At 41.0% G+C, this 22,993-nt stretch carries 25 protein-coding genes; 24 read left to right on the forward strand and 1 reads right to left on the reverse strand.

Annotated elements, in window-relative coordinates:
* The first annotated feature begins 945 nt into the window (after positions 1-945).
* From N8M93_RS21545 to rsmI, 11 genes are all read left to right on the forward strand, one after another.
* Complete coding sequence (locus N8M93_RS21545; protein WP_261134700.1) at positions 946-1,140, forward strand: sigma factor G inhibitor Gin; 195 nt, start codon at positions 946-948, stop codon at positions 1,138-1,140.
* A 152-nt stretch (positions 1,141-1,292) separates the two neighbouring features.
* Complete coding sequence (locus N8M93_RS21550) at positions 1,293-2,726, forward strand: aminotransferase class I/II-fold pyridoxal phosphate-dependent enzyme (RefSeq protein ID WP_261134702.1); 1,434 nt, start codon at positions 1,293-1,295, stop codon at positions 2,724-2,726.
* A gap of 4 nt (positions 2,727-2,730) precedes the next feature.
* The gene (gene tmk / locus N8M93_RS21555) at positions 2,731-3,366 is read left to right on the forward strand and encodes a dTMP kinase (protein WP_261134703.1); all 636 of its coding nucleotides are present in this window, start codon (positions 2,731-2,733) and stop codon (positions 3,364-3,366) included.
* Positions 3,367-3,520: 154 nt separating this feature from the next.
* Positions 3,521-3,850 carry a cyclic-di-AMP receptor gene (locus N8M93_RS21560; RefSeq protein ID WP_261134704.1) on the forward strand — a complete coding sequence of 110 codons (330 nt, stop codon included), beginning with the start codon at positions 3,521-3,523 and terminating at the stop codon, positions 3,848-3,850.
* 11 nt (positions 3,851-3,861) lie between these two features.
* Positions 3,862-4,302 carry a YaaR family protein gene (locus N8M93_RS21565; RefSeq protein WP_261134705.1) on the forward strand — a complete coding sequence of 147 codons (441 nt, stop codon included), beginning with the start codon at positions 3,862-3,864 and terminating at the stop codon, positions 4,300-4,302.
* 16 nt (positions 4,303-4,318) lie between these two features.
* On the forward strand, positions 4,319-5,305 hold the full coding sequence (gene holB / locus N8M93_RS21570; protein WP_261134706.1) for a DNA polymerase III subunit delta': 987 nt from the start codon (positions 4,319-4,321) through the stop codon (positions 5,303-5,305).
* A 5-nt stretch (positions 5,306-5,310) separates the two neighbouring features.
* Positions 5,311-6,135, forward strand: coding sequence for a stage 0 sporulation family protein (locus tag N8M93_RS21575; protein ID WP_261134707.1), 825 nt, complete (start codon positions 5,311-5,313; stop codon positions 6,133-6,135).
* 12 nt (positions 6,136-6,147) lie between these two features.
* The gene (yabA, locus tag N8M93_RS21580; RefSeq protein ID WP_261134708.1) at positions 6,148-6,504 is read left to right on the forward strand and encodes a DNA replication initiation control protein YabA; all 357 of its coding nucleotides are present in this window, start codon (positions 6,148-6,150) and stop codon (positions 6,502-6,504) included.
* A 214-nt stretch (positions 6,505-6,718) separates the two neighbouring features.
* Positions 6,719-7,453: a tRNA1(Val) (adenine(37)-N6)-methyltransferase gene (locus N8M93_RS21585; protein ID WP_261134710.1), complete on the forward strand. Its 735-nt coding sequence runs from the start codon at positions 6,719-6,721 to the stop codon at positions 7,451-7,453.
* Complete coding sequence (locus N8M93_RS21590) at positions 7,446-7,730, forward strand: GIY-YIG nuclease family protein (protein ID WP_261134711.1); 285 nt, start codon at positions 7,446-7,448, stop codon at positions 7,728-7,730. Before N8M93_RS21585 ends, N8M93_RS21590 begins: the two co-directional genes overlap by 8 nt.
* The gene (gene rsmI, locus N8M93_RS21595; protein WP_261134712.1) at positions 7,714-8,589 is read left to right on the forward strand and encodes a 16S rRNA (cytidine(1402)-2'-O)-methyltransferase; all 876 of its coding nucleotides are present in this window, start codon (positions 7,714-7,716) and stop codon (positions 8,587-8,589) included. The genes N8M93_RS21590 and rsmI overlap by 17 nt, the downstream gene beginning before the upstream one ends.
* Before the next feature lie 177 nt (positions 8,590-8,766).
* Here rsmI and N8M93_RS21600 read toward each other — a convergent pair whose 3' ends face one another.
* A complete protein-coding gene (locus tag N8M93_RS21600; protein WP_261134753.1) occupies positions 8,767-9,057 on the reverse strand; it encodes an AbrB/MazE/SpoVT family DNA-binding domain-containing protein in 291 nt (96 codons plus the stop codon).
* A 563-nt stretch (positions 9,058-9,620) separates the two neighbouring features.
* On the opposite strand from N8M93_RS21600, the gene metG reads away from it, so the two are divergent.
* The 13 genes from metG (at position 9,621) to glmU (ending at position 22,986) form a co-directional block, all read left to right on the forward strand.
* Positions 9,621-11,588 (forward strand): methionine--tRNA ligase, encoded by a 1,968-nt coding sequence (gene metG / locus N8M93_RS21605; RefSeq protein WP_261134713.1) that lies wholly within the window; start codon positions 9,621-9,623, stop codon positions 11,586-11,588.
* A 423-nt stretch (positions 11,589-12,011) separates the two neighbouring features.
* Entirely contained in the window at positions 12,012-12,782 is a 771-nt protein-coding gene (locus tag N8M93_RS21610) for a TatD family hydrolase (RefSeq protein ID WP_261134714.1), read from the forward strand.
* A 206-nt stretch (positions 12,783-12,988) separates the two neighbouring features.
* Positions 12,989-14,185, forward strand: coding sequence for a G5 and 3D domain-containing protein (locus N8M93_RS21615; protein ID WP_261134715.1), 1,197 nt, complete (start codon positions 12,989-12,991; stop codon positions 14,183-14,185).
* A gap of 283 nt (positions 14,186-14,468) precedes the next feature.
* The gene (gene rnmV / locus N8M93_RS21620) at positions 14,469-15,029 is read left to right on the forward strand and encodes a ribonuclease M5 (protein WP_261134716.1); all 561 of its coding nucleotides are present in this window, start codon (positions 14,469-14,471) and stop codon (positions 15,027-15,029) included.
* Entirely contained in the window at positions 15,026-15,904 is an 879-nt protein-coding gene (gene rsmA, locus N8M93_RS21625; RefSeq protein ID WP_261134717.1) for a 16S rRNA (adenine(1518)-N(6)/adenine(1519)-N(6))-dimethyltransferase RsmA, read from the forward strand. Before rnmV ends, rsmA begins: the two co-directional genes overlap by 4 nt.
* 444 nt (positions 15,905-16,348) lie before the next feature.
* Positions 16,349-17,248 carry a sporulation peptidase YabG gene (gene yabG / locus N8M93_RS21630; protein ID WP_261134718.1) on the forward strand — a complete coding sequence of 300 codons (900 nt, stop codon included), beginning with the start codon at positions 16,349-16,351 and terminating at the stop codon, positions 17,246-17,248.
* A gap of 241 nt (positions 17,249-17,489) precedes the next feature.
* Positions 17,490-17,759: a biofilm formation stimulator Veg gene (veg, locus tag N8M93_RS21635; RefSeq protein WP_221569244.1), complete on the forward strand. Its 270-nt coding sequence runs from the start codon at positions 17,490-17,492 to the stop codon at positions 17,757-17,759.
* A 205-nt stretch (positions 17,760-17,964) separates the two neighbouring features.
* The gene (locus N8M93_RS21640; RefSeq protein ID WP_221569245.1) at positions 17,965-18,135 is read left to right on the forward strand and encodes a small, acid-soluble spore protein, alpha/beta type; all 171 of its coding nucleotides are present in this window, start codon (positions 17,965-17,967) and stop codon (positions 18,133-18,135) included.
* Between the two features lie 193 nt (positions 18,136-18,328).
* Positions 18,329-19,189 (forward strand): 4-(cytidine 5'-diphospho)-2-C-methyl-D-erythritol kinase, encoded by an 861-nt coding sequence (ispE, locus tag N8M93_RS21645; protein WP_261134719.1) that lies wholly within the window; start codon positions 18,329-18,331, stop codon positions 19,187-19,189.
* 68 nt (positions 19,190-19,257) lie between these two features.
* The gene (gene purR, locus N8M93_RS21650; protein WP_261134720.1) at positions 19,258-20,094 is read left to right on the forward strand and encodes a pur operon repressor; all 837 of its coding nucleotides are present in this window, start codon (positions 19,258-19,260) and stop codon (positions 20,092-20,094) included.
* Complete coding sequence (locus tag N8M93_RS21655; RefSeq protein WP_261134721.1) at positions 20,091-20,465, forward strand: RidA family protein; 375 nt, start codon at positions 20,091-20,093, stop codon at positions 20,463-20,465. The genes purR and N8M93_RS21655 overlap by 4 nt, the downstream gene beginning before the upstream one ends.
* Positions 20,466-20,989: 524 nt before the next feature.
* Entirely contained in the window at positions 20,990-21,280 is a 291-nt protein-coding gene (gene spoVG / locus N8M93_RS21660) for a septation regulator SpoVG (RefSeq protein ID WP_221569249.1), read from the forward strand.
* Positions 21,281-21,597: 317 nt separating this feature from the next.
* The gene (gene glmU / locus N8M93_RS21665; RefSeq protein ID WP_261134722.1) at positions 21,598-22,986 is read left to right on the forward strand and encodes a bifunctional UDP-N-acetylglucosamine diphosphorylase/glucosamine-1-phosphate N-acetyltransferase GlmU; all 1,389 of its coding nucleotides are present in this window, start codon (positions 21,598-21,600) and stop codon (positions 22,984-22,986) included.
* The last annotated feature ends 7 nt before the right edge of the window (positions 22,987-22,993 follow it).

Below are 22,993 nucleotides of genomic sequence, written 5' to 3' on the forward strand. Positions count from 1 at the left end.
GGAGCGAGTGCCGATGACGAAGAGATCCGCCGTTCATCTCAGGCCGAAGGCGGAACACGGAAGTGAAGCTCGAGCGCCAATGGTAATTGGGGGCTTCCCCCTGTGAGAGTAGGACGTCGCCGGGCAATTAAAAGAGAGCAGCTGCAAAGCTGTTCTTTTTTGTGTTTCAGGAAGAAATGCAGAACTTAGGGAGTTTTCTCTAAGTACATGAAAGTCAAAAGCCAGTACGTTGTACTCAGAGAGCCGTTCGGAGAAAAAGAAAAACCGGATTTTGATGTACTCAGGAAAGCGTTATGAAGTGATCAAAATCGAAAAACCGGATTTTGATGTACTCAGGAAAGCGTTATGAAGTGATCAAAATCGAAAAACCGGATTTTGATGTACTCATGAGAGCGTTATGAAGTGATCAAAATCGAAAAACCGGATTTTGATGTACTCATGAAAGCGTTATGAAGTGATCAAAATCGAAAAACCGGATTTTGATGTACTCATGAGAGCGTTATGAAGTGATCAAAATCGAAAAACCGGATTTTGATGTACTCATGAAAGCGTTATGAAGTGATCAAAATTGAAAAACCGGATTTTGATGTACTCATGAGAGTATTATGAAGTGATCAAAACAGTAAAAGACGTAAAGTACACAATTACGCCCTGGTTTTACGAAAAAGGTCCATGAAATCTTATTTGATTAATTTTACTAAAATCAGCCGTACACCCTAAACCCAAAACAAAAAATTTCAAAGGAAGGTTTTTGTTGAGCAAAAACCTTTCATTATTTTTAGTACAATCAAATTTCGAAATAAACAGCTTTAGTTTTAGGGAGACATACACAATTTCTAATGGATCATCATACATTTACGATAGCAACTGATTTTTCAAAAAATTGAATCGGTTTAGTATATTTTTAATTGTTTGTGGCAACAATGGGTGATGGAGGTGGGAGAAATGGAAACCGCAAAAGAACAGAGACCCATGGATATATGTATGGTATGTGAAGAGAAAAATAACGAGGGAATCTATATTTTCCAACACTTTTTATGCTCAGATTGCGAACAGAGAATGGTTGTTACAGACACTGATGATGAAGAATATCAATATTTTATAGAAAAGCTGAGAAAAATTAATCAGGTATCGTGTTAAAGCAGGTGGATGGACGCCTGTTTTTTATTTTGTGTTTATAGAACCCTGGGTGACTATGTTCTGCCTGTCTTTTAGGATTGACCTCGCAAATGACCTGAAATATCTGCTAAAATGAGGGAGGATTACTTTTCATAGAATCGGATGGATGAAGTTTGAGACACTTACACACACCATTAATTGATAAATTGCGTGAGCATTATGATAAAGCGGAATTTTCCTTTCATGTGCCAGGTCATAAATTCGGGAAGTTGATGCCGAGCAAGGATTGGGCTCATAATCTTCTTACGCTTGATGCAACTGAACTCACAGGATTGGATGATCTTCATGATGCGACTGATGTAATCAAAGAGGCACAGGCATTGACTGCCTCCTTTTATGGAGCAGATAAAAGTTATTTTCTCATCAATGGGACGACCGTCGGCAACCTGGCGATGATTCTGACTACATGTAAACCTGATGCAAAGGTGCTTGTGCAGCGGAACTGTCATAAGTCGATCATGAATGGGATCCAGTTAGCTGGTGCAAGACCAGTGATGTTATCCCCTGAAATGGACCGAGAGACGGGTATTGCAACTGGAATTACATTGGACCAGGTAAAAGAGGCTTTCCTGCACGATCAACATATTGATGCAGTCATTCTCACGAACCCTAATTATTACGGGATGACAAAGGATTTGCGTGATATTATTTCATTCATACATAAAAGGAACGTTCCTGTTCTTATAGATGAAGCACATGGGGCACATTTTTCAATAGGAACTCCTTTCCCGCCTTCCTCACTGTCGATGGGTGCTGATATCGTCGTCCAATCTGCGCACAAGACTCTGCCAGCAATGACGATGGCTTCGTTCCTTCATGTCAAAACAGAACGTATTGACGTTGAGCTTTTGGAAGAGAATTTGCAAATTTTACAGTCAAGCAGCCCGTCTTACGTCTTGATGGCGTCTTTGGATTATGCACGCTCATATATCGAAAGTTTGGAAGAACAAGATATCAAGCACATTTTAGAGCGTATCGAAATAGTAAAGCAACGACTAAACAGAATCCCGCAAATCAAAGTCATCCAGCATACAAACGAATCAGATTGGTTTGACCCGCTTAAATTGATTATCCAGTCTAAAACATCTTTATCTGGATTTGAAATGCAAGCCATTTTTGAAGAGGAGGGTATTTATTCGGAGCTTGCTGATCCTTACAATGTCCTTTTCATTTTCCCGCTTGCACCGCTTGAGCGTATCGAGGAGCTTGCCTCTTTAATTGCACATACACTAAGTAGTTATGAAACGGTTGAGCGTGAAATCGTGACTTTCGATCGATTTCCTTCCATTACGGAATTGGCGTTGACGGATAAGGAACTAAAAGCTTCAAAAACGAAAAAATGCCCACTAGAAGAGGCAGTCGATGAGATAAGCGCTGAAACGATCGTACCTTATCCCCCAGGTATTCCGATCATCATGAAAGGTGAAAAGATAACGGAATCCCACGTTAAGTATTGTCATTTCCTTCTTCAAAAAGGAGCCAGATTTCAGGGGACGGACCTTAAAGATATACATGTAGTCGAAACACAACAGGAAACTCGGAGGTAACAGCATGCAAAACGGATTATTTATTACATTTGAAGGTCCAGAGGGTGCCGGAAAAACAACCATCATTAAACAAATCGAGAAAGAAGTATCCAAACAGATCCAGGTGCTTTGTACTCGTGAGCCGGGAGGGATCGACATTGCTGAACAAATCCGATCGGTGATCTTGAATCCGGAAAACACAAAGATGGATGGTCGGACAGAAGCGTTGCTTTATGCAGCTGCGAGAAGACAACATCTTGTCGAAAAAGTCATCCCGGCTATAGAGGAAGGTAAGCTGGTTCTTTGCGATCGATTCATTGACAGCAGCCTTGCGTATCAAGGGTATGCCCGAGGTCTTGGTATTGAAGAGGTCTATTCAATAAACCGTTTCGCGACAGAGGACCGGATGCCGGATTTGACAGTGTATTTTGATCTATCACCTGAAGTTGGATTAAGTCGGATTGATGACAATGAACAACGAGAAAAGAATCGGCTCGATCTAGAGAAAATGGAATTTCATAAGAAGGTGCAGGAAGGTTACAAGCGTGTCCTGGGTATGTTTCCAGATCGTATGGTCGTGGTAAATGCCGAGCAGCCGATTGAAAAAGTCTATCAGGATGTGCTTGCGTTGATCGAGATGAAACTTGGTGAGATAAATTAGGGTGTAACTGTTATAATAGTATAAAGAACATTCTAGTATATAATTTTTTATCAACATTTTCAGGTACATTCAACACGGATTTAAAAAGAGGAAAATATAATATAGAGAGAATAGTATTAACATAAAGGTAAATTGTTGAAAGGAGCTCTCGCTTATGAAGCTTGTGGTGGCGGTGGTTCAGGATAAAGATAGCAATCGACTATCTGACGCACTTGTAAAGAGTAATTTTCGGGCTACAAAATTAGCAAGTACAGGTGGGTTTCTCAAGTCTGGAAACACGACTTTTATGATTGGTGTCGAGGATCAGCATGTCCAGCGTGTGCTTGATATCATCAAGGAAAATTGTCAGAGCAGGGATCAGCTTGTAGCACCTGTCTCTCCTATGGGTGGTAATGCGGATTCCTATGTACCTTATCCTGTTGAAGTAGAAGTCGGTGGGGCTACAGTATTCGTCCTCCCTATTGAACAGTTCATGCAATATTAGGAGGCATCATTATGAAAGTAGGACAAGAGCTTCGTACGACTGTGGAACAACGCATCCAGGATGGTGTCAAGCCCCAGGTCAAGTCTGGGAAGTTCGAATCAGTGGTACAAGCCCAACAACAGAAACTCCAAAGTGAACAATTGACACAATTACTAAGTAAAATAGATCGACAAGGTCAACGATTGTTGAAATTACAAACATTAAGTGATCTTAGAGAGTATAAACAGCTTGTGAAAAAATTTGTGAAAGAAACAGTTGAATTCGGCATGAATCTGAAAAAATCGAGAAGCTGGAATGGACACGGTAATTTAGAAACGATGCATTTAATAGAACAAATCGATGAAGAGTTGATGACGCTTACAGATGAGCTCGTTTCCCGTGAAGGCAAATCGATTGATATCCTAAGCCGGATTGGAGAAATCAAAGGTTTGCTCGTGAATTTGTATACGTAGAAAAGAGTCGATTGTAATGGAATGGAATACACTCGCACAAAGACAACCTTACGTCGTAAAACTACTGACCAACAGCATAAAGAAAGAACGGCTGGCACATGCTTATCTGTTCAAAGGCAATAAAGGAACGGGGAAAAAGAAGATATCACTCCATTTGACGAAAGCCTATTTCTGTCGAGTAAGAAAGGATAGTGAACCCTGTGGTGAATGTCCGGATTGTAAACGGATCGATTCAGGAAATCATCCTGATGTACACTTGGTCGAGCCAGATGGGCAATCGATCAAAATCGAACAAATCCGGCATCTCCAGAAAGAATTTTCTTATTTAGGACTTGAGTCCAAATCAAAAGCTTACATTCTTGAACATGCGGAACGAATGACGAATCAAGCAGCAAACAGCTTGTTGAAATTTTTAGAAGAACCTGGTCAAGAAACGATTGCCATATTACTGACAGAGAACCCACAACAGCTTCTTGACACCATTCGTTCCCGATGCCAGATTTTAACCTTTGCCCCGCAGTCACAAAATGAATTGATCGAGGCACTCACTGAGAAAGATTATTCCAACCAGCTTGCACGTACTGCAGCAGCATTGACGAACGACCAGGCAGAAGCGGAGGAATATCTGAATGATGAGTGGTTTGTAATAGCTAGAAAGAACGTGTTAAAATTAGGAGAAGAGCTTTTTGAGAGACCCCAACGTGCACTTCTCGCTCTTAACGAATATTGGAATCCCCATTTCAAAGAAAAACAACAGGTCGAAATTGGCTTGGATTTGTTGTTGATTTGGTATAAAGATGTTTTTCTTACGCAATTAGAAGAAGAACATTCGATCGTTTACAGCGATCATCAAAATATATTATCCGTCCAAGCGCTACAAAGCTCTCAAAGCCGTGTGCGCAATCAAATGCTGCATATTCTTGAGGCTAAGCGACGTTTGAACGCAAATATGAATCTTCAGTTGTTGATGGAGCAATTAGTGCTTAGATTGCAGGAGGGATAAACCTAGTGTATGAGGTAATTGGTGTCCGTTTTAAGAAAGCGGGTAAAATATATTATTTTGATCCAGGTGACCTTGAGATAGATGTCAATACATTCGTCATTGTCGAAACCGCCAGAGGTATTGAATACGGGAAGACAGTCCTTGCGAAAAAGCAAGTGGATGAAAACGATGTCGTTCTTCCGTTGAAGAAAGTCGTACGAATCGCGAATACGAAGGATCAAATTTCAGTTCAAGAGAACAAAGACGCTGCGAAAGAAGCGTTTGATGTATGTGTGAAGAAAATCGATGAGCATGATCTTGATATGAAGCTTGTCGATGTTGAATATACATTCGATCGGAACAAAGTCATCTTTTACTTCACAGCAGACGGCCGGGTCGATTTCCGTGAATTGGTGAAAGACCTGGCATCTATTTTCCGGACGCGGATCGAGCTGCGGCAGATCGGTGTCAGAGATGAAGCAAAAATGCTTGGCGGAATAGGGCCATGTGGACGACTGCTTTGCTGTTCAACCTTTTTAGGAGACTTTGAACCCGTATCGATCAAGATGGCCAAAGATCAAAACCTATCATTGAATCCAGCAAAAATATCTGGATTATGCGGTAGACTGATGTGTTGTTTAAAATATGAAAACGATGATTATGAAACCGCAAAAAAGGAGCTTCCCGACATTGGAGAAGAAATTCACACAGCGCATGGTAACGGAAAAGTAGTCGGTCTGAACATTTTAGAGCGTTTAGTGCAAGTGGACCTTTACGAACGTGAACGTGTGATTGAATACACCCTCGATGAGCTTATAAAGGAAGGCTCCGTTTCACAAGCTACAGAGTAACGGGGTGAAGCCGTGGATAAAAAAGAAATCTTCTCAAGAGTAAGTGAAATGGAAGAGCAAATCGGAAGTTTATACAAGCAATTGGGAGATCTGAAAAACCAATTGGCTGCTCTATTAGAAGAAAATCATCATTTGGAAATTGAGAATCGTAACTTGAGAAGCCGTTTGGAAAGGGATAAGCAGCCCGTCGGAGGACAAGCCTCTTCGAAGAAAAACGATTCACAAAAGCATGTTCCTGATATTGGTGAAGGATTTGATACACTGGCACGTTTGTATCAAGAAGGATTCCATATATGCAACCTTCACTACGGAAGTATACGGACGGAAGGGGACTGTCTGTTCTGTCTGTCTTTTCTCAATAAGAAATAAATGATGATTCCTCTGATTGATTTGATAGAGGCTGAGCTGTGATTTTCGTAGTTCAGCCTCTTTTGTTACTATAAAGAACTCTATTGGAGTTTTTGAAAGCGGAATTCGCGACATTTCAACGAGACCCCCCACACTTGGATTTCGCAAACAAATATTTAAAACCTACATAATTGAGCATAAAACAAATTAAAAAGTTCTGAAAGGATCTAGTATGATGTCGATAGAGCTATTTGATGATGAGCGGGTAGATTATATCGTTCAAGATAAGCTGAAAATAATACAAAGTCCCTCGGTGTTCACTTTTTCATTAGATGCTGTCTTGTTGGCAAATTTCGTCTACGTCCCAATTCAAAAAGGGAGACTATTGGACTTATGTACAGGAACAGGTGCTGTGCCACTGGTTCTATCAAGACGTACTAAAGGATCGATCACCGGTGTAGAAATCCAGGAAAAGCTTGTAAGTATGGCGGAACGAAGCGTAAGACTCAACAATCTTGAAGGACGTATTCAAATCGAACATGAAGATATCCTGGATTATGAACAGAAGTCTGATCAAGGGTTTGATATTGTAACCTGTAACCCGCCTTATTTTGATACAAAGAATCCAGTCGGTCATAATGAAAATGAACATGTAGCGATTGCACGGCATGAAATTTTTTGTTCGCTCGAAGATATCGTAAGGGTAGCGGCTAAGAATCTTCGGAATGGTGGAAAAGCAGCGTTTGTCCATAGACCGGAACGATTGATGGATCTGCTTTTCTTGATGCGTCAGTACAAGGTAGAACCGAAACGCTTGCAGTTCGTCTATCCAAAGCAAGGGAAGGATGCCAATATGGTGCTTGTTGAAGGCACAAAGGGTGGAAAGCCTGATTTGAAACTGCTTCCTCCATTGACCGTTTATAATCAAGAGAATGAATATACTGAGAAGGTCAGAAAAGCATATGAGTAGGGACCCTCGGTATTGCGTATATATTTTAGAATGCTGCGATGGCACCCTGTATACTGGATATACGAATAATATCGATAAACGGCTGATTGCACACCAACAAGGAAAAGGGGCAAAATACACAAGAGGTCGGACCCCTGTAGAACTTGTGTATCTGGAACACCACTTGACGAAATCTGAAGCGCTTAAAGCAGAATATCAGATCAAGCAGCTGAACAAAAAAGAGAAAAAGCGCTTGATTTACACGAAGGAGCAATTGAATCATGTGGAATCAACATAGCTATAATGCAGAGGGAAGGACAGGTTCCCTTGTAATCGTCCCTACGCCCATTGGTAATCTGGAAGATATGACATTCCGGGCTATTCAACAACTGAAAGAGGCAGATTTGATCGCATGTGAAGATACTCGGCAAACAAAAAAGTTGTGCAACCATTTCGATATTCCTACACCTCTTGTCAGCTATCATGAACATAACAAGATGAAAAGTGGAGATAAACTTCTTGGTCAGCTTCAAAACGGTGATACCATTGCATTGGTCAGTGATGCCGGAATGCCTGGTATTTCTGATCCTGGTTATGAGTTGGTGAAGCAATGTGTAGAAAATCAGATTCCGGTCATTCCTTTACCAGGAGCTAATGCTGCCCTTCCTTCACTGGTTTCTTCTGGTCTACCAACTGATCACTTTTACTTTTACGGATTCCTTCCAAGGGACAAGAAGACTAGAAAAGAAGAACTCGATTATCTAGCCTCGGTTCGGGATTCAGTCATTTTATATGAATCGCCTCACAGGATAAAAGAAACACTGAAAAAATTAGCAGAGGTGTTTGGAGCGGATCGGAAAGTTTCGATAAATAGGGAATTGACTAAGAAATATGAAGAAATCATCCGCGGTAATTTAGAGGAATTACAGAAATGGAGTGAGCAGGAACAAATCAGAGGAGAATTTTGCATAATAATAGAAGGAACAGGGGAAATCGCTCAAGAAACCGATCAGTGGTGGTTGAAGCTTTCGATCGTCGAGCACATTGAACATTATATAAATGAAGAGAAGATGTCGAGTAAAGCTGCTATTAAACAAGTAGCTGCGGATCGCGGCTTACCGAAACGTGAAGTATACCAAATGTATCACGTTCAATGAACAATTGTTATCATATAGGTTGTAGTGTTTATAAGAGGGAATATACCTTCTTTCCGAGGCCGTTCGACCTCCTCCGGGTCTCACTTAGCTAGCTGTCGCATATTTCCAATTGGAAACTTAAACCAACAGATGAAAAAAGGGTTGGCTCCACTGAGGGCCAACCCTTTCGTCATACGATTATTTTGCTTTTGAAACGTAATCGTCTAGCTCTTTCATGATTTGCTCTGCACCTTCACGGCTTAGAATGATTCTTCCGTCCGCAATAGAAAGGTTGTCATCAGATACCTCTCCAGTAACCTGGCAAGTCATGTTCGGCTTGTATTTTTTAAGAACAATACGGTCATCGTCAACATAGATTTCAAGAGCATCTTTTTCTGCGATTCCAAGTGTACGACGAAGTTCAATCGGAATCACCACGCGACCTAATTCATCAACCTTACGAACAATACCTGTAGATTTCATAATAATAAATCTCCTCTCTTGTTTTTCCTGTTTTTTGACCTGATTCTATGTTTATCGCCATTATTCGACAAAAACTATTATGCCCTAATAATACCAGCGATTCCCAAACTCGTCAATCATTTTCTTTGATGAAAATATTTGCAATTTCTGTAAACTAGATACAAATATCGAGTTGACGCTTATCTTGAGGTGCCGATTGTTTGGGATTTCCAAATCCGGTTGTCTTTACCAGGAAAATTATACTAAAAAATTTTTAATTACTAATAACCTAAAAGTATTATACTTCGACAGTTATTCGTCATTGTTCGACATTTTATGTCGAAATCTCACATTTAACTACTTGAATGAACCATGTACTTCAGGTATATTTTTTAAGAAATACAGGAATACTGTAGTATTTACATATATTGTTTTCGTATCTCTGTGTCATTTTATGTCTAAGATAAGAAAAACTCTTAGATTAATGATAGAATTAAATCGGGAAATGTACATGTAATAGCGTATTCACCCTTTAATACCCCTATTTTGTAAATTTGAAACAATTTTTGGAAGTGCAAGGAGGTTGCAAGATGTCAGGGGAAAACAAATCTTTTTATATCTCTACACCAATCTATTATCCGAGTGGAAAGCTCCATATCGGTCATGCGTACACGACTGTCGCCGGTGATGCGATGGCACGTTATAAGCGTTTGCGCGGTTACGATGTCATGTATCTGACTGGAACCGATGAACATGGGCAAAAGATTCAGGATAAAGCAGAAGAACAAGGTGTTGCTCCAATCAACTATGTAGATGAAATCGTAGAGGGGATTCAAGATCTCTGGGATAAGCTTGATATTTCCTATGATGATTTCATAAGAACTACCCAGGATCGTCATACGAATGTTGTCGAAAAGATTTTTCAGCAGCTGATGGATCAGGGGGATATTTACCTGGATGAATATGAGGGATGGTATTGTACACCTTGTGAATCTTTTTTTACGGATCTACAGTTAGAAGAAGGGAATTGTCCGGATTGCGGCCGTCCTGTTCAAAAAGTGAAAGAAGAATCCTATTTCTTCAAGATGAGTAAATACGCCGATCGTCTCCTTAAATTTTATGAAGAAAACCCACATTTCATTTTACCTGAAACACGCAAAAATGAGATGGTCAATAACTTCATCAAGCCGGGGTTAGAGGATTTGGCAGTTTCACGAACTTCCTTCGATTGGGGAGTCAAAGTTCCAGGAAATCCGAAGCATGTCATATACGTATGGATCGATGCGTTATCGAACTATATCACTGCACTTGGCTACGGTTCAGAAAATGATGAACGTTATCAAAAATATTGGCCTGCTGATGTTCATTTGGTAGGAAAAGAGATTACGCGTTTCCATACGATCTACTGGCCGATTATCCTTATGGCGTTGGATCTACCATTGCCAAAACAAGTATTTGCCCACGGTTGGCTGCTGATGAGAGACGGTAAGATGTCGAAATCCAAAGGGAATGTTGTTGATCCTGTAACACTGATTGACCGCTACGGACTTGATGCCCTGCGTTATTACCTTCTTAGGGAAGTGCCGTTCGGATCTGATGGGGTTTTCACTCCTGAAAGTTTCGTTGATCGTGTAAACCATGACCTTGCGAATGATTTAGGGAATCTATTGAATCGTACAGTCGCGATGATCAGCAAATACTTTGACGGGGAAATTCCAGCTCATCAGGGTACAATTACTTCCTTTGATGATTCGATAGAAGAACTCGTCGATGCAACGGTTGAAAAAGTAGAAAACGCGATGGACCATATGGAATTTTCAGTGGCCCTGTCTTCAATCTGGCAGCTAGTCAGCCGTACCAACAAGTATATCGATGAAACACAGCCGTGGATTCTATCAAAGAATGAAGATCAAAGAGATCAGCTTGCATCAGTCATGTCCCATTTAGCTGAATCCCTGCGGTATGTTTCAATTTTGATCCAGCCATTCATGACAAAGGCACCTGCTAAGATATGGGGACAGTTAGGAATCGAAGGGGATTTCTTGACAGGTTGGGAAAGTTTGAAAGAGTTCGGGCAAATCCCAGGAGGAACGAAAGTCCAAAAAGGGCAGCCTCTCTTCCCTCGACTTGAGAATGAAGAAGAAGTGACCTACATCAAAGATTCAATGACAGGGACGGGGACGACCGAAGAAAAACCTGAAGAGAATGCCGAAAAAGAGAATGAAGATCGTAAGGATGAAATCACATTTGATGATTTCATGAAGGTTGAATTGAAGGTTGCTGAAGTTGTAGAAGCAGACAAAGTCAAAAAAGCAGATAAGTTATTGAAGCTTCAACTGGATTTAGGTGATGAAAAACGGCAAGTCGTTTCTGGCATTGCTCAATATTACCAGCCTGAAGAACTGGTCGGGATGAAAGTGATTTGTGTCACGAACTTAAAGCCAGTGAAGCTCCGGGGTGAAATGTCTGATGGAATGATCCTTGCAGGGAGCAAAGATGGCAGACTTAAACTAGCGACTATTGACCAAACCCTTCCAAACGGAACGATTATAAAGTAAAAAATGTTTAAAGTCAGTAAGTGAAAACACAAGCCATTAATTTTAAATGTATACAGTTGATTTCTGACTAAGTTTTGAAGCGAAATTTGCGACACTCCTGCGGATAAAGCAAGCCAGGGGCTAATATTTAGAAGAATGACCAAAATCAAGGCCATTGGACATTATGTTCAATTCTGTTTTTACCTCTCATTTTCAATGGGGGTAAATCCTGGAAAGTTTAATGGTCTTGGGGCTTTACGGTCATTCTTCTTTATTTATGTTCGATTTCTTATTTATAACGATTTTCTTTTGTAATAAAACTGTAATCGGAATGACAAGCAATTGACTTAGCAATTCCTTTAATAAATGTGATAAACTAGGAAAGTGTTTCAGAGCCTAGGAGTTCTGAATTAGAAACTACAATTTTAGTAGGTGTTTGGAACTATGTTATTTGATACCCACGCTCATCTGAATGCTGTACAGTTCGATGAGGATCGAGATGAAGTCATTCAACGTGCGCTTGACGAAGGTGTTTCCCATATCGTTGTCGTCGGCTTTGACCGAGATACGATCAAAGGAGCCCTGGATTTAGCAGAAGGCTATGATTTCATCTATGCAGCGGTCGGTTGGCATCCCGTGGATGCAATCGATATGACAGAAGAAGATCTGAAGTGGATTGAGGAATTGGCTTCTCATCCGAAAGTAGTCGCCCTTGGTGAAATGGGTCTCGATTATCATTGGGATAAGTCACCCAAGGATGTTCAGATGGATGTATTCCGAAAGCAAATTCAACTTGCTAAAAAAGTAAATCTACCAATTGTCATCCATAACAGAGAAGCGACAGAGGATGTTGTAAGTATATTAGAAGAAGAAAATGCCGAAGAAGTCGGAGGCATCATGCATTGTTACAGTGGCAGTCTTGAAATCGCGAAAAGATGTATGGATATGAATTTTTACATATCATTCGGTGGACCAGTCACTTTCAAAAATGCCAGGAAACCGAAAGAAGTAGCGGTTGAAATTCCGATGGATCGCATTTTGATTGAAACGGATTGTCCGTTTTTAAGTCCGCATCCATTAAGAGGAAAACGTAACGAATCCTCTTATGTCAAATATATAGCAGAACAAATCGCTGAATTAAAAGGTATGTCTGTAGAAGAAGTCGCGCAAAAAACTTCCGACAACGCGTTTCGCTTATTCGGCATCAGTCGCTGAAGAGTAATGTCGAAGTTTGAGAAAATAAAAGAGATTACGCGAAATTCTACAAAGTTCAGTGCGAACTGAACAAAAGATGTCGAGCAGTTTTTCTTTCTTTTTGGAGATTTCCCTTGCATAATGGGGACCAAGTGCGAAAGGAGGGGATGTTTGACAGCGGGGCAACAGGTGTTGAAAACTAGAATACGTGAAGGAGGGGTCGGAACATGACTCACCTGAAAACTGTTTTGACCAGAATGATTACGGGAAAGTGGCTTCTGGTATCAATTGCAGGACTTCTTGTTTTAGGGACGGCCGTCAGTGTCGGAGCTTATGAAATGACAAAAAAGACGGTGACGATCTCCATCGACGGGAAGGATCAGACGGTGCAAACTCATGCCGATACCGTTAAGGGGTTATTGAAAGAAAATGATATAGCCGTCGGTGCACATGACGAAGTGGAACCAGGGCTGGATTCGAAAATCAAAGATCAGATGAAGATCACATGGATCCAATCTCATCAAGTTAAATTGAATCTTGATGGGGAAGAGAAAAAAGTTTGGACGACAGCAGATACTGTAAAAGAATTGCTTGAATCAGAAAAGATAGAAGTCGGGGAACATGATAAGCTCACACCTGACATGAATGCAAACATCTCAGATGGCATGGCTGTCAATCTTGAAAAGGCCTTCAAAGTCAAACTGAATGATGGCGGAAAAGAAAAAGATGTTTGGACCACTTCGATTACCGTCGCTGACCTTTTAAAACAAAATAAGATCCAACTGGATGAAATGGATCGTGTAGAACCTGGAAAAGATGCCCTTGTTAAAAAGGGAGCACAGGTTAAAGTCACTCGAGTAGAAAAGGTCACCGATGTAGTGGAAGAGTCAGTTGACTACGCTGTCGTTAAGCGAAAGGATAGCGATCTTGCAAAAGGGAAAGAGAAAGTCGTATCTGCTGGTAAAAAAGGTAAAGTCGAGAAACATTACGAAGTAATCATGGAAAACGGAAAAGAAGTTTCCAGAGAGCTTGTGAAAACAGAAAAAGTCTCTGACAGTAAGGATAAAATTGTAGCGGTAGGAACAAAAGTACAGAAGCAAACAGTCTCCCGTAGTAAATCATCAGAGCCTTCAGGTCGTGAATTCTATGTTTCAAGTACTGCATATACAGCGAATTGTGCAGGGTGCTCTGGAATTACGGCAACAGGGTACAACCTGAAGGAAAACCCGAATGCTAAAGTCATTGCGGTGGACCCAAGCGTCATACCTCTCGGCAGTAAGGTATGGGTTGAGGGTTACGGTTACGCAACGGCTCTAGATACAGGCGGAGCAATCAATGGTAAAAAAATCGATGTCTTCTTCAGCAGTAAGTCGGCAGCTACTAGCTGGGGCAGAAAGACAGTGCGTATCAAAATAATTGATTGATAAATGTATGGAGTTGACTCTAATGCAATGAGTCGGCTCCTTTTCTATTTGGCTGTTTCCGTAAACTTTGTTGCTCTTGCACTTAAAGAAAGTATAAAATACTTTCTTCAGTATAAGGGCAACTAAGCCTTCTATTTTTAACGTCTTACATAAACTCTACCCGCTTTATAGGATTTATAACCTTTATCTATCGGATTAAGATAGGGTATACTGAGTAAATAATTGCTTTTACTATTTAGACGGTTTTGTTACAAAAAGGTTTCAAATTTTTCGGAGGTTTTTCATGAAAATTAAAGAAATTATCGTAGTCGAAGGAAAAAGTGACACGATTGCAATAAAAAGAGCTCTTGAAGCAGATACCATCGAAACGAACGGCTCTGAAATAAGTGCTTTTACAATTGATAAAATAAGGCTTGCCCAGGAACGTAGAGGTGTAATTGTGTTTACTGATCCTGATTTTCCAGGTGAGCGGATCAGAAGGATCATCCGTGAACAAGTTCCTGGATGCAAGCATGCATTTCTTCCGAAAAAAGAAGCCATCGCCTCAAATAAAAGCGGTGTTGGTATTGAACATGCAACGGATGCTTCAATCAGAGAAGCGCTGAAAGATGCCCGTGAAGATCATATTAATGAAGAAATTGAGCTGATTTCATGGCAGGATTTGATTGATGCAGGTCTTATCGGTGGTAATCTTGCCAGATCCAGACGTGAAAAGTTGGGCACTTTTTTAAAGCTTGGTTATAGTAATGGAAAGCAGCTTCACAAAAGGTTGAAAATGTTTCATATCAGTCAGGATGAATTCAGGGAAGCCATGCAAAGGGTTCTTGAGGAGGAACAGTCATGAGAAAGGATATAGCAACACCTCAATATACAAAGTCGATACTAGATAAGCACAAATTTACATTCAAAAAGAGTCTTGGACAAAACTTCCTGATCGATCGGAATGTTCTGGATAAAATTGTTGCAACAGCCGATGTCAGTTCTGAAACAGGTGTAATTGAGATAGGACCTGGAATTGGTTCATTGACAGAACAGCTTGCAAAGAAGGCAAGAAGAGTGACTGCGTTTGAGATTGACCAGAGACTGATTCCTATTTTAAAGGACACTCTGTCTGGTTATCCCCATGTCAAGGTGATCCACCAGGACGTGCTGGAAGCTGATCTTAAGGGAGTCATCCAAGAAGAATTCTCCGGGATCGATGATTTGATGGTAGTTGCTAATCTCCCTTATTACGTAACGACACCGATCATCCTGAAATTATTGACAGAACGATTGCCGATCAGGGGGATCGTGGTGATGATCCAGAAGGAAGTTGCAGATCGTATGGCGGCAAAGCCAGGCACGAAGGAGTATGGGTCTTTATCAATTGCTGTCCAATACTATGCAGTGGCAAAATCTGAAGTAAGGGTACCTAAAACGGTATTCGTCCCTCAGCCGAACGTTGATTCATCAGTTATATCATTGACATTAAGAGAACAAGCGCCTGTTCATGTCGAGGATGAAAATTTCTTTTTTGAGGTTGTGCGATCAAGCTTCGCACAAAGACGAAAAACATTGTTGAATAACCTGCAAAACAATTTATTTTCTAAAGAGCAAAAGTCGATGATAGAGGAGGTATTACAAGAAACCGGTATCGATGGGAAGCGCAGGGGAGAAACGCTATCGATTGAAGAGTTCGCTCACTTATCCAATGCTTTGCTGCCATTGAACAAGGTATAATTGCCATGACATCGTAATTTTTAAGTTCATAAAGCCTTAATGACAAGGGGTGACTACAAATGTCAGCCCTTTTTTGTTATCTGTTACATCAATGCTCCATCATCGGTTTCTTTTTATTTATCATTTTTCCACGTGTGTGTACATAAGGTAGAAGGGTAACGTAATTTTATTTTTTATCTTTGTCTGTTTAGTTTGTTGATTTCTTCGAGATTCCCTCCCTTTCCGTGGGCAAACGAAAAGTGGAAGCGATTAGGTCTCGCCTGACTTGTTTTTCCCGCAGAAGTGTCGCAAATTTCGCTTTATATCAACAAACTTCTTTAACAGAGCCTTTATCTAAAGAGTTTACTTTCTTCAATGCAACCATTCCTCAGCCTAAAATGGCTTATGCTGGTTGCTTTGTAATTTGACACTCAAATAACCACTTTCGCCCGAGGGGGAAATTGTATGGCGATACAAATAGGGGATATCGTTGGGAGAAGATCATATCAGTGCGATCTTTTATTCCGTGTTGTAAAAATATCTGAAGATGAAAGCATTGTAGAGCTTGCGGGGGAAGATATGAGGTTGATTGCTGATGCCCCTTTGGATGATATCGTTGTAATGAACCGGGATGAGCAACAACAAATTAAAAAGAAAATTATTGAGAAAGAAAAGTCCTCTTTCCGGTTATTTAGACAGGATTATCAATTGCTGCGGCATAAGATGGAGTATTCCGCCACTGGTGGTTATGATAAGAACAACTCGTATTTCAAGCTCCCGGGAAAGGTTCTTCATGTCGATGGTGACCCATACTATCTGAATAAATGTCTAGAGCTATATAAAAAATTGAATGTTCCTGTATACGGCATTCATATGAAGGAATCTGAAATGCCCGAAAAAGTCCCAGCTCTCCTTGAAGAGGTTGCACCAGATATTTTGGTTATCACTGGCCATGACGCTTATTCAAGCTCGAAAGGTGAAAAGAATGACCTTCAGGCTTACAGACATTCTAAATATTTTGTACGGACAGTAAAAGATGCTAGAAAGAAAAATCCCAATCTCGATCAATTGATGATTTTTGCAGGAGCATGCCAGTCCCATTTCGAGTCGTTGATCCGAGCAGGAGCGAATTTTGCCAGTTCACCTTCACGTGTGAATATCCATGCCTTAGATCCAGTTTATATTGTGTCGAAAGTAAGCTTCACTTCCTTCGTAGATCGGATCAATGTATGGGAGGTTTTACGGAATACGATTACTGGAGATGACGGTCTCGGCGGTGTTGAGACAACAGGTTTTTTAAGAACAGGGATGCCGATCAAGAGCCATGATAACAGCAACAGCCAGTCCACTACTGCGGAGGTATAGTGGACCAAGCTGGCATCCAAAGATTATTCGACAAAACTTCACCATCTGCAGCTTCCTTTTTCCCGCTCCATAATTTTGTACAAGTCCACATAATATGCAAAATTTAAGGCAAACTAGAAAAAGATTGAAAAAATATACGTATTACCGTTGACAAGGCTTAAGGAGGATTGCTATAATTTTAGATTTATTTTGACAAAATGCATCAAATGATGTTATAATTTGTCTAAGTGAGGTGTAGTAAATGGGTAAAACAATTCCTGATATAAAGCGCGTGTTAGAAGGGCAAGTAGGTAAACGTCTTACACTTAAAGCAAACGGTGGGCGACGTAAAACCATCGAGCGAAGCGGCACCTTAGAAGAAACGTATCCGGCGGTCTTCATCGTAAAACTCGATCAGGATACAAACGCATTTGAAAGAGTATCATACAGCTATGCTGATGTATTGACTGAAACCGTTGAACTTACATTTGATGAGGATACAGCGAGTGGAATGATGGTAAGTGGGCAGTAGACATTCATGTCTGACTGCTTTTTTACTTGATATGGAGTTTGATTTGGATGCTGATAGTGTCTTTTGCTTTTTGAGGTGAATTTCCTTTAGGCGCAGAAATTATTGAAATTAAGGATACATAAGGAAATAATAAATCCTTTCCGGTGGCCTAATACTAATCATACACGTAGTAGTGATTAAGTATTTGAAAGGGGCTGCTAGCATTATGGGCAGAAGACGCGGCATGATGTCAGAGCAATTAAAAGAAGAAATTGCAAAAGAATTAGGCTTCTATGATACCGTGCAAAAAGAAGGCTGGGGAGCAATCCGATCAAAAGACGCTGGAAACATGGTAAGACGCGCAATTGAAAAAGCGCAAGAACAAATGACGAAATAACTACTACGTTTTGGGGCGGCCTCTGTAAAAGAGCCGCCCTTTTTTTACATTTGGCTGTCCACTAAGGCTTGGTTTTACCAAGTTTTCTTCATAGGGTGAAAATATTTCCGATTTATGATTTGCAAGAAGCGAGTGGAAAATACATAATTGAAGTTATGATATAGTCGGTTTTAGAAAATAAGTAGGTGATTTTATGAAAATATCAGTTAAGGCTCCAGCTAAAATCAATTTGTCGTTGGATGTCCTACATAAAAGGAAAGATGGTTATCACGAGGTTGAAATGGTCATGACGACGATCGACCTTGCTGATCGTATTGAATTGACGTCTGTAGATCAGAATGAAATCACAATCGATTCTTCCGGTGGGTATGTTCCTTTTGATGAGCGTAACCTGGCCTATCAGGCTGCTGATTTGATAAAGAAAAAATTCAATCGTCGTGAAGGGTTGCGGATATCCATCGATAAGCAGATTCCTGTATCAGCTGGTTTAGCAGGAGGAAGCAGTGACGCAGCAGCTACTCTGAAGGGTTTAAACCAGTTATGGGAGTTGGGACTTTCTACAGACGAGCTGGCAACGCTTGGAGCAGAAATTGGTTCAGATGTATCTTTTTGCGTGTACGGTGGTACTGCCCTTGCCTCCGGACGAGGAGAAATCATCCGTCAGATCCCTTCGCCTCCCCCATGTTGGGTCGTTTTGGCGAAACCATCCATTGGTGTCTCAACTGCAGATGTGTATCGTATGTTGAAGATAAATGATGTCGAGCACCCTGATACCCAAGCGATGCTAAAGGCGATCGAGGAAAAAAACTATGATGAAATTTGTGCTTCATTAGGAAATGTATTGGAATCCGTGACCCTAGAACAGCATCAGGAAGTGCGTCACATTAAAGAACAAATGCAACGTCTTGGTGCCGAAGGGGTATTGATGAGCGGAAGCGGCCCGACAGTTTTCGGATTGACGATCTATGAATCCAGAGCGCAGAGGATTTATAACGGCCTTAGAGGTTTTTGCAATGAAGTCTATATGGTAAGGATGCTCGGTGACGCAGAATAGCAGGTTGAAAAAACACGTACAAAAGTGGTATATTAACCTTAAAATATTCGGTTTTGGAGGAATCTAGCATGAAATTAAAGCGGAGCGGAAGGCTTGTGGATTTAACGAGATATCTCCTCCAGCATCCTCACCAACTCATATCGCTATCATTTTTCAGTGAACGATATGGGGCAGCGAAATCTTCCATAAGTGAAGACTTGTTGATCATAAAAGAAAACTTCGAAGGGCAAGGTGCTGGTTGGCTTGTCACCGTCCCTGGGGCGGCAGGGGGTGTGCGGTATATCCCTCGCGTATCAGAACAAGAAGCAAGAGAAGTCATCGAGGAGCTAAAGGAATTACTAAGTTCTTCTGAACGGGTGTTACCTGGCGGGTACCTTTATATGACAGATATCATCGGCAATCCTTCGATTATCGATAAAGTCGGGAGGATGTTCGCATCAGTTTTTTCAGGACGAAATATCGATGTCGTGATGACGGTAGCGACTAAAGGCATCCCATTAGCGTATGCCATCGCATCATATCTCAATGTCCCGGTCGTAATTGTCAGGAGCAACAGCCGTGTGACAGAAGGATCTACCATGAGCATCAATTATGTCTCCGGCTCGACCAAACGGATCCAAACGATGGCATTAGCGAAGAGAAGTCTGCAATCCGGTTCGAACGTGTTGATAGTAGATGACTTCATGAAAGCAGGGGGCACGATAAAAGGAATGATGGATCTGCTCCAGGAATTTGAAGCAAATATGGTCGGAATCGGAGTCCTGGTCGAGTCCGAAGAAGTACAAGAAAGGCTTGTTGATGATTACATTTCTGTCGCCAGGCTTTCACATGTGGATACCAGAGAGAAGAAGATACAAGTTGAAGCAGGAAATTATTTAGATCGAATGGAGGATGATCAATCTTGAAACTGATTCATACATCTAATGCACCAGAAGCGATAGGACCCTATTCCCAGGGCGTCATCGTGAACAATATGTTCTACAGTTCGGGGCAGATTGCATTGACTCCAGAGGGGAACCTTGCTGGAGAGGATGTTTCGACTCAAACCCACCAGGTATTTGCCAATCTGAAAGCTGTATTAGAAGAAGCAGGTGCTTCATTGGAAACAGTCATCAAAACGACGGTATTTCTTAAAGACATGAGCGATTTTCCTGAGGTCAATGAGATATATGGCGGTTACTTTGAAACACACAAACCTGCCCGATCTTGTGTTGAGGTGTCGAAGCTTCCAAAAGACGTTAAAATCGAAATAGAAGTGATCGCGCTCGTGAAATAATACTCTAAAGACATGTTGCAGTTATTATGCAGCATGTCTTTTTACATTTAAGAAGCTTGAAAACAAATCCATGGGCTGACGACACTTGAACTCCAGTTCGCATTTGGTAAAGCTGGAATTAGAGGACAACTGTTCCGCTATTTGCCGAAAACGAACATGATTTTGTCAGGTTTGAGGCTAATAAGGTTCCTGGTGTCCTCTAATTTTCTAAAAACGTGGGATATGGGGCATATAAGGTCTCTGGTGTCCATTTGGTTGGTGAACCATTTGACTTTAACCCCTACAGTAATTACCCAACGAAGGCTGGTTTAACGGACAAGTCGGCGGATAAAATAGGTGGAAGTGTCCATATAATGCGTTATGAAGGCTCCGAAAATATTTCTTCTAAGGAGCTTAAAGAAAAAAAGGTTAAAATTATTTAATTTTTCAATTATTTTTTATATTCCGAGAAGGAAAATGTTACTAGTATGTTGAATGTACATAATACGCTGGTATTTATAAAAAAGGTGGTGTGTTTTTACAAAATGGAAGTAACTGATGTAAGACTTCGACGAGTGAACACAGATGGACGCATGAAAGCCATTGCTTCAATCACCATCGATCATGAATTCGTTGTTCATGATATCCGTGTGATTGATGGAAATAACGGGATGTTTGTTGCGATGCCTAGTAAACGAACTCCAGATGGAGAATTTCGTGACATCGCTCATCCGATCACATCAAACACTCGTGAAAAGATCCAGACTGCTGTGTTAACAGAATACCATCGTGTAGGGGAATTGGAGTCCGCTTTAGAAGAAGCAGGTGCATCCTAATCTACGCATCTAAGAACCTGATCAACGTGATTGGGTTCTTTTATTTATATATAAAAATTTTGCTCCTGTTTCCGTTAGCCATTATTTAAAAAGTTAAGTGAAAATCAAACTAACTGAAACCGTAGATATCCACCAAGAATTTCAGAACTATTTTAAAAAATGAAATGATGAATATCCTCCTGCTTGTCATTGAAGGATGGTACAAATTACACAGAATGTTTCAATCTAACGACAAAAGCCCCGTTTCCTTGAATATGACAGCATTATGAGATATATTCATAATGGAATTATAGGATTACGAGCATTGGAGGATATTTATGACGAAACGTTATGCAGTTGTGCTGGCAGCTGGACAAGGTACCCGAATGAAATCTCGTTTATATAAAGTACTGCACCCTGTGGCTGGAAAGCCGATGGTTCAGCATGTCGTCGATCAGATCAGAAATGTTAACGTCGAAAAGATCGTAACGGTCATCGGACATGGAGCTGAAAAGGTGAAATCCCAGCTTGGGGCAGATATAGAATACGCCCTTCAAGAAGAGCAGCTAGGAACAGGCCACGCGGTCATGCAATCCGAGGGGCAGCTTGGAGAATTGAATGGAACGACCCTTGTGGTATGTGGAGACACACCATTGATTTCTTCAGAAACGATGGAGGCTCTCCTTACACATCACGAAAAGGAAAACGCGAAAGTGACCTTGTTGACCGCTCGTGCAGAGGACCCTGCAGGTTACGGAAGAGTTATCCGGAATGAGGATGGAACAGTAGCGAAAGTCGTTGAACATAAAGACGCCTCGATGGAAGAATTGGCAGTCCAAGAAATCAATACAGGCACATACTGTTTTGACAATCAAACATTGTTTGAAGCTCTAAAACAGGTGAATAACGATAATGTACAGGGCGAGTATTACTTGCCTGATGTCATTGAGATCGTGAAAAACCAATCGGAAACAGTCGCAGCTTATCAAACTCCATCCTTTGATGAAACGATCGGTGTCAATGATCGCGTCGCTTTATCGGAGGCAGAAAGACTGATGAAAGTAAGGATCAACACGCAACACATGAGAAATGGTGTGACGATCATTGATCCACAGCAAACTTACATCAGTGCAGATGTGACGATTGGGAAGGATTCCATCATTATGCCTGGTACAGTGCTGTCTGGTGAAACCTCAATCGGGGAAGATTGTGAAATTGGTCCGAACAGTGAAATTAAAGATAGCCAAATCGGGAACGCTACAGTCATTCGCCAATCTGTCGTCCATGATAGTGATGTCGGTGACAATGTAGCGATCGGTCCGTTTGCACACATCCGACCACAATCGAAATTGGGAAATGACATCAAAGTCGGTAATTTCGTCGAAATCAAAAAGTCCAAAATGGATAATGGCAGCAAAGCCTCTCATTTAAGCTATATCGGTGACGCTGAAATCGGAAAAGATGTCAATTTTGGATGTGGCTCGATCACAGTCAATTATGATGGGAAAAACAAACATCTTACAAAAGTTGAAGATGGTGCCTTTATCGGCTGCAACTCCAATTTGATTGCACCCGTCACAGTTGGTGAGAATGCATACGTCGCTGCTGGTTCGACTATAACGGACAATGTTCCTGGGGAAGCCCTTTCCATAGCTCGAGCTCGTCAAACGAATAAAGAAGGTTACGTTTCCAAAATACAAGATAAGCAAAACAATCACAGGGGGTAAGGAATCA

The organism is Bacillus sp. Marseille-Q3570 (assembly GCF_946151055.1).
In the GTDB taxonomy this organism is placed as follows: Bacteria; Bacillota; Bacilli; order Bacillales; family Fictibacillaceae; genus Pseudalkalibacillus.

Coding starts and splice junctions, on each gene's coding strand:
- N8M93_RS21545 (WP_261134700.1), top strand. CDS start 946: ATGGAAACCGCAAAAGAACAGAGACCCATGGATATATGTATGGTATGT.
- tmk (WP_261134703.1), top strand. CDS start 2,731: ATGCAAAACGGATTATTTATTACATTTGAAGGTCCAGAGGGTGCCGGA.
- N8M93_RS21560 (WP_261134704.1), top strand. CDS start 3,521: ATGAAGCTTGTGGTGGCGGTGGTTCAGGATAAAGATAGCAATCGACTA.
- N8M93_RS21565 (WP_261134705.1), top strand. CDS start 3,862: ATGAAAGTAGGACAAGAGCTTCGTACGACTGTGGAACAACGCATCCAG.
- holB (WP_261134706.1), top strand. CDS start 4,319: ATGGAATGGAATACACTCGCACAAAGACAACCTTACGTCGTAAAACTA.
- N8M93_RS21585 (WP_261134710.1), top strand. CDS start 6,719: ATGTCGATAGAGCTATTTGATGATGAGCGGGTAGATTATATCGTTCAA.
- N8M93_RS21590 (WP_261134711.1), top strand. CDS start 7,446: ATGAGTAGGGACCCTCGGTATTGCGTATATATTTTAGAATGCTGCGAT.
- rsmI (WP_261134712.1), top strand. CDS start 7,714: ATGTGGAATCAACATAGCTATAATGCAGAGGGAAGGACAGGTTCCCTT.
- metG (WP_261134713.1), top strand. CDS start 9,621: ATGTCAGGGGAAAACAAATCTTTTTATATCTCTACACCAATCTATTAT.
- N8M93_RS21610 (WP_261134714.1), top strand. CDS start 12,012: ATGTTATTTGATACCCACGCTCATCTGAATGCTGTACAGTTCGATGAG.
- N8M93_RS21615 (WP_261134715.1), top strand. CDS start 12,989: ATGACTCACCTGAAAACTGTTTTGACCAGAATGATTACGGGAAAGTGG.
- rnmV (WP_261134716.1), top strand. CDS start 14,469: ATGAAAATTAAAGAAATTATCGTAGTCGAAGGAAAAAGTGACACGATT.
- rsmA (WP_261134717.1), top strand. CDS start 15,026: ATGAGAAAGGATATAGCAACACCTCAATATACAAAGTCGATACTAGAT.
- yabG (WP_261134718.1), top strand. CDS start 16,349: ATGGCGATACAAATAGGGGATATCGTTGGGAGAAGATCATATCAGTGC.
- veg (WP_221569244.1), top strand. CDS start 17,490: ATGGGTAAAACAATTCCTGATATAAAGCGCGTGTTAGAAGGGCAAGTA.
- N8M93_RS21640 (WP_221569245.1), top strand. CDS start 17,965: ATGGGCAGAAGACGCGGCATGATGTCAGAGCAATTAAAAGAAGAAATT.
- ispE (WP_261134719.1), top strand. CDS start 18,329: ATGAAAATATCAGTTAAGGCTCCAGCTAAAATCAATTTGTCGTTGGAT.
- purR (WP_261134720.1), top strand. CDS start 19,258: ATGAAATTAAAGCGGAGCGGAAGGCTTGTGGATTTAACGAGATATCTC.
- spoVG (WP_221569249.1), top strand. CDS start 20,990: ATGGAAGTAACTGATGTAAGACTTCGACGAGTGAACACAGATGGACGC.
- glmU (WP_261134722.1), top strand. CDS start 21,598: ATGACGAAACGTTATGCAGTTGTGCTGGCAGCTGGACAAGGTACCCGA.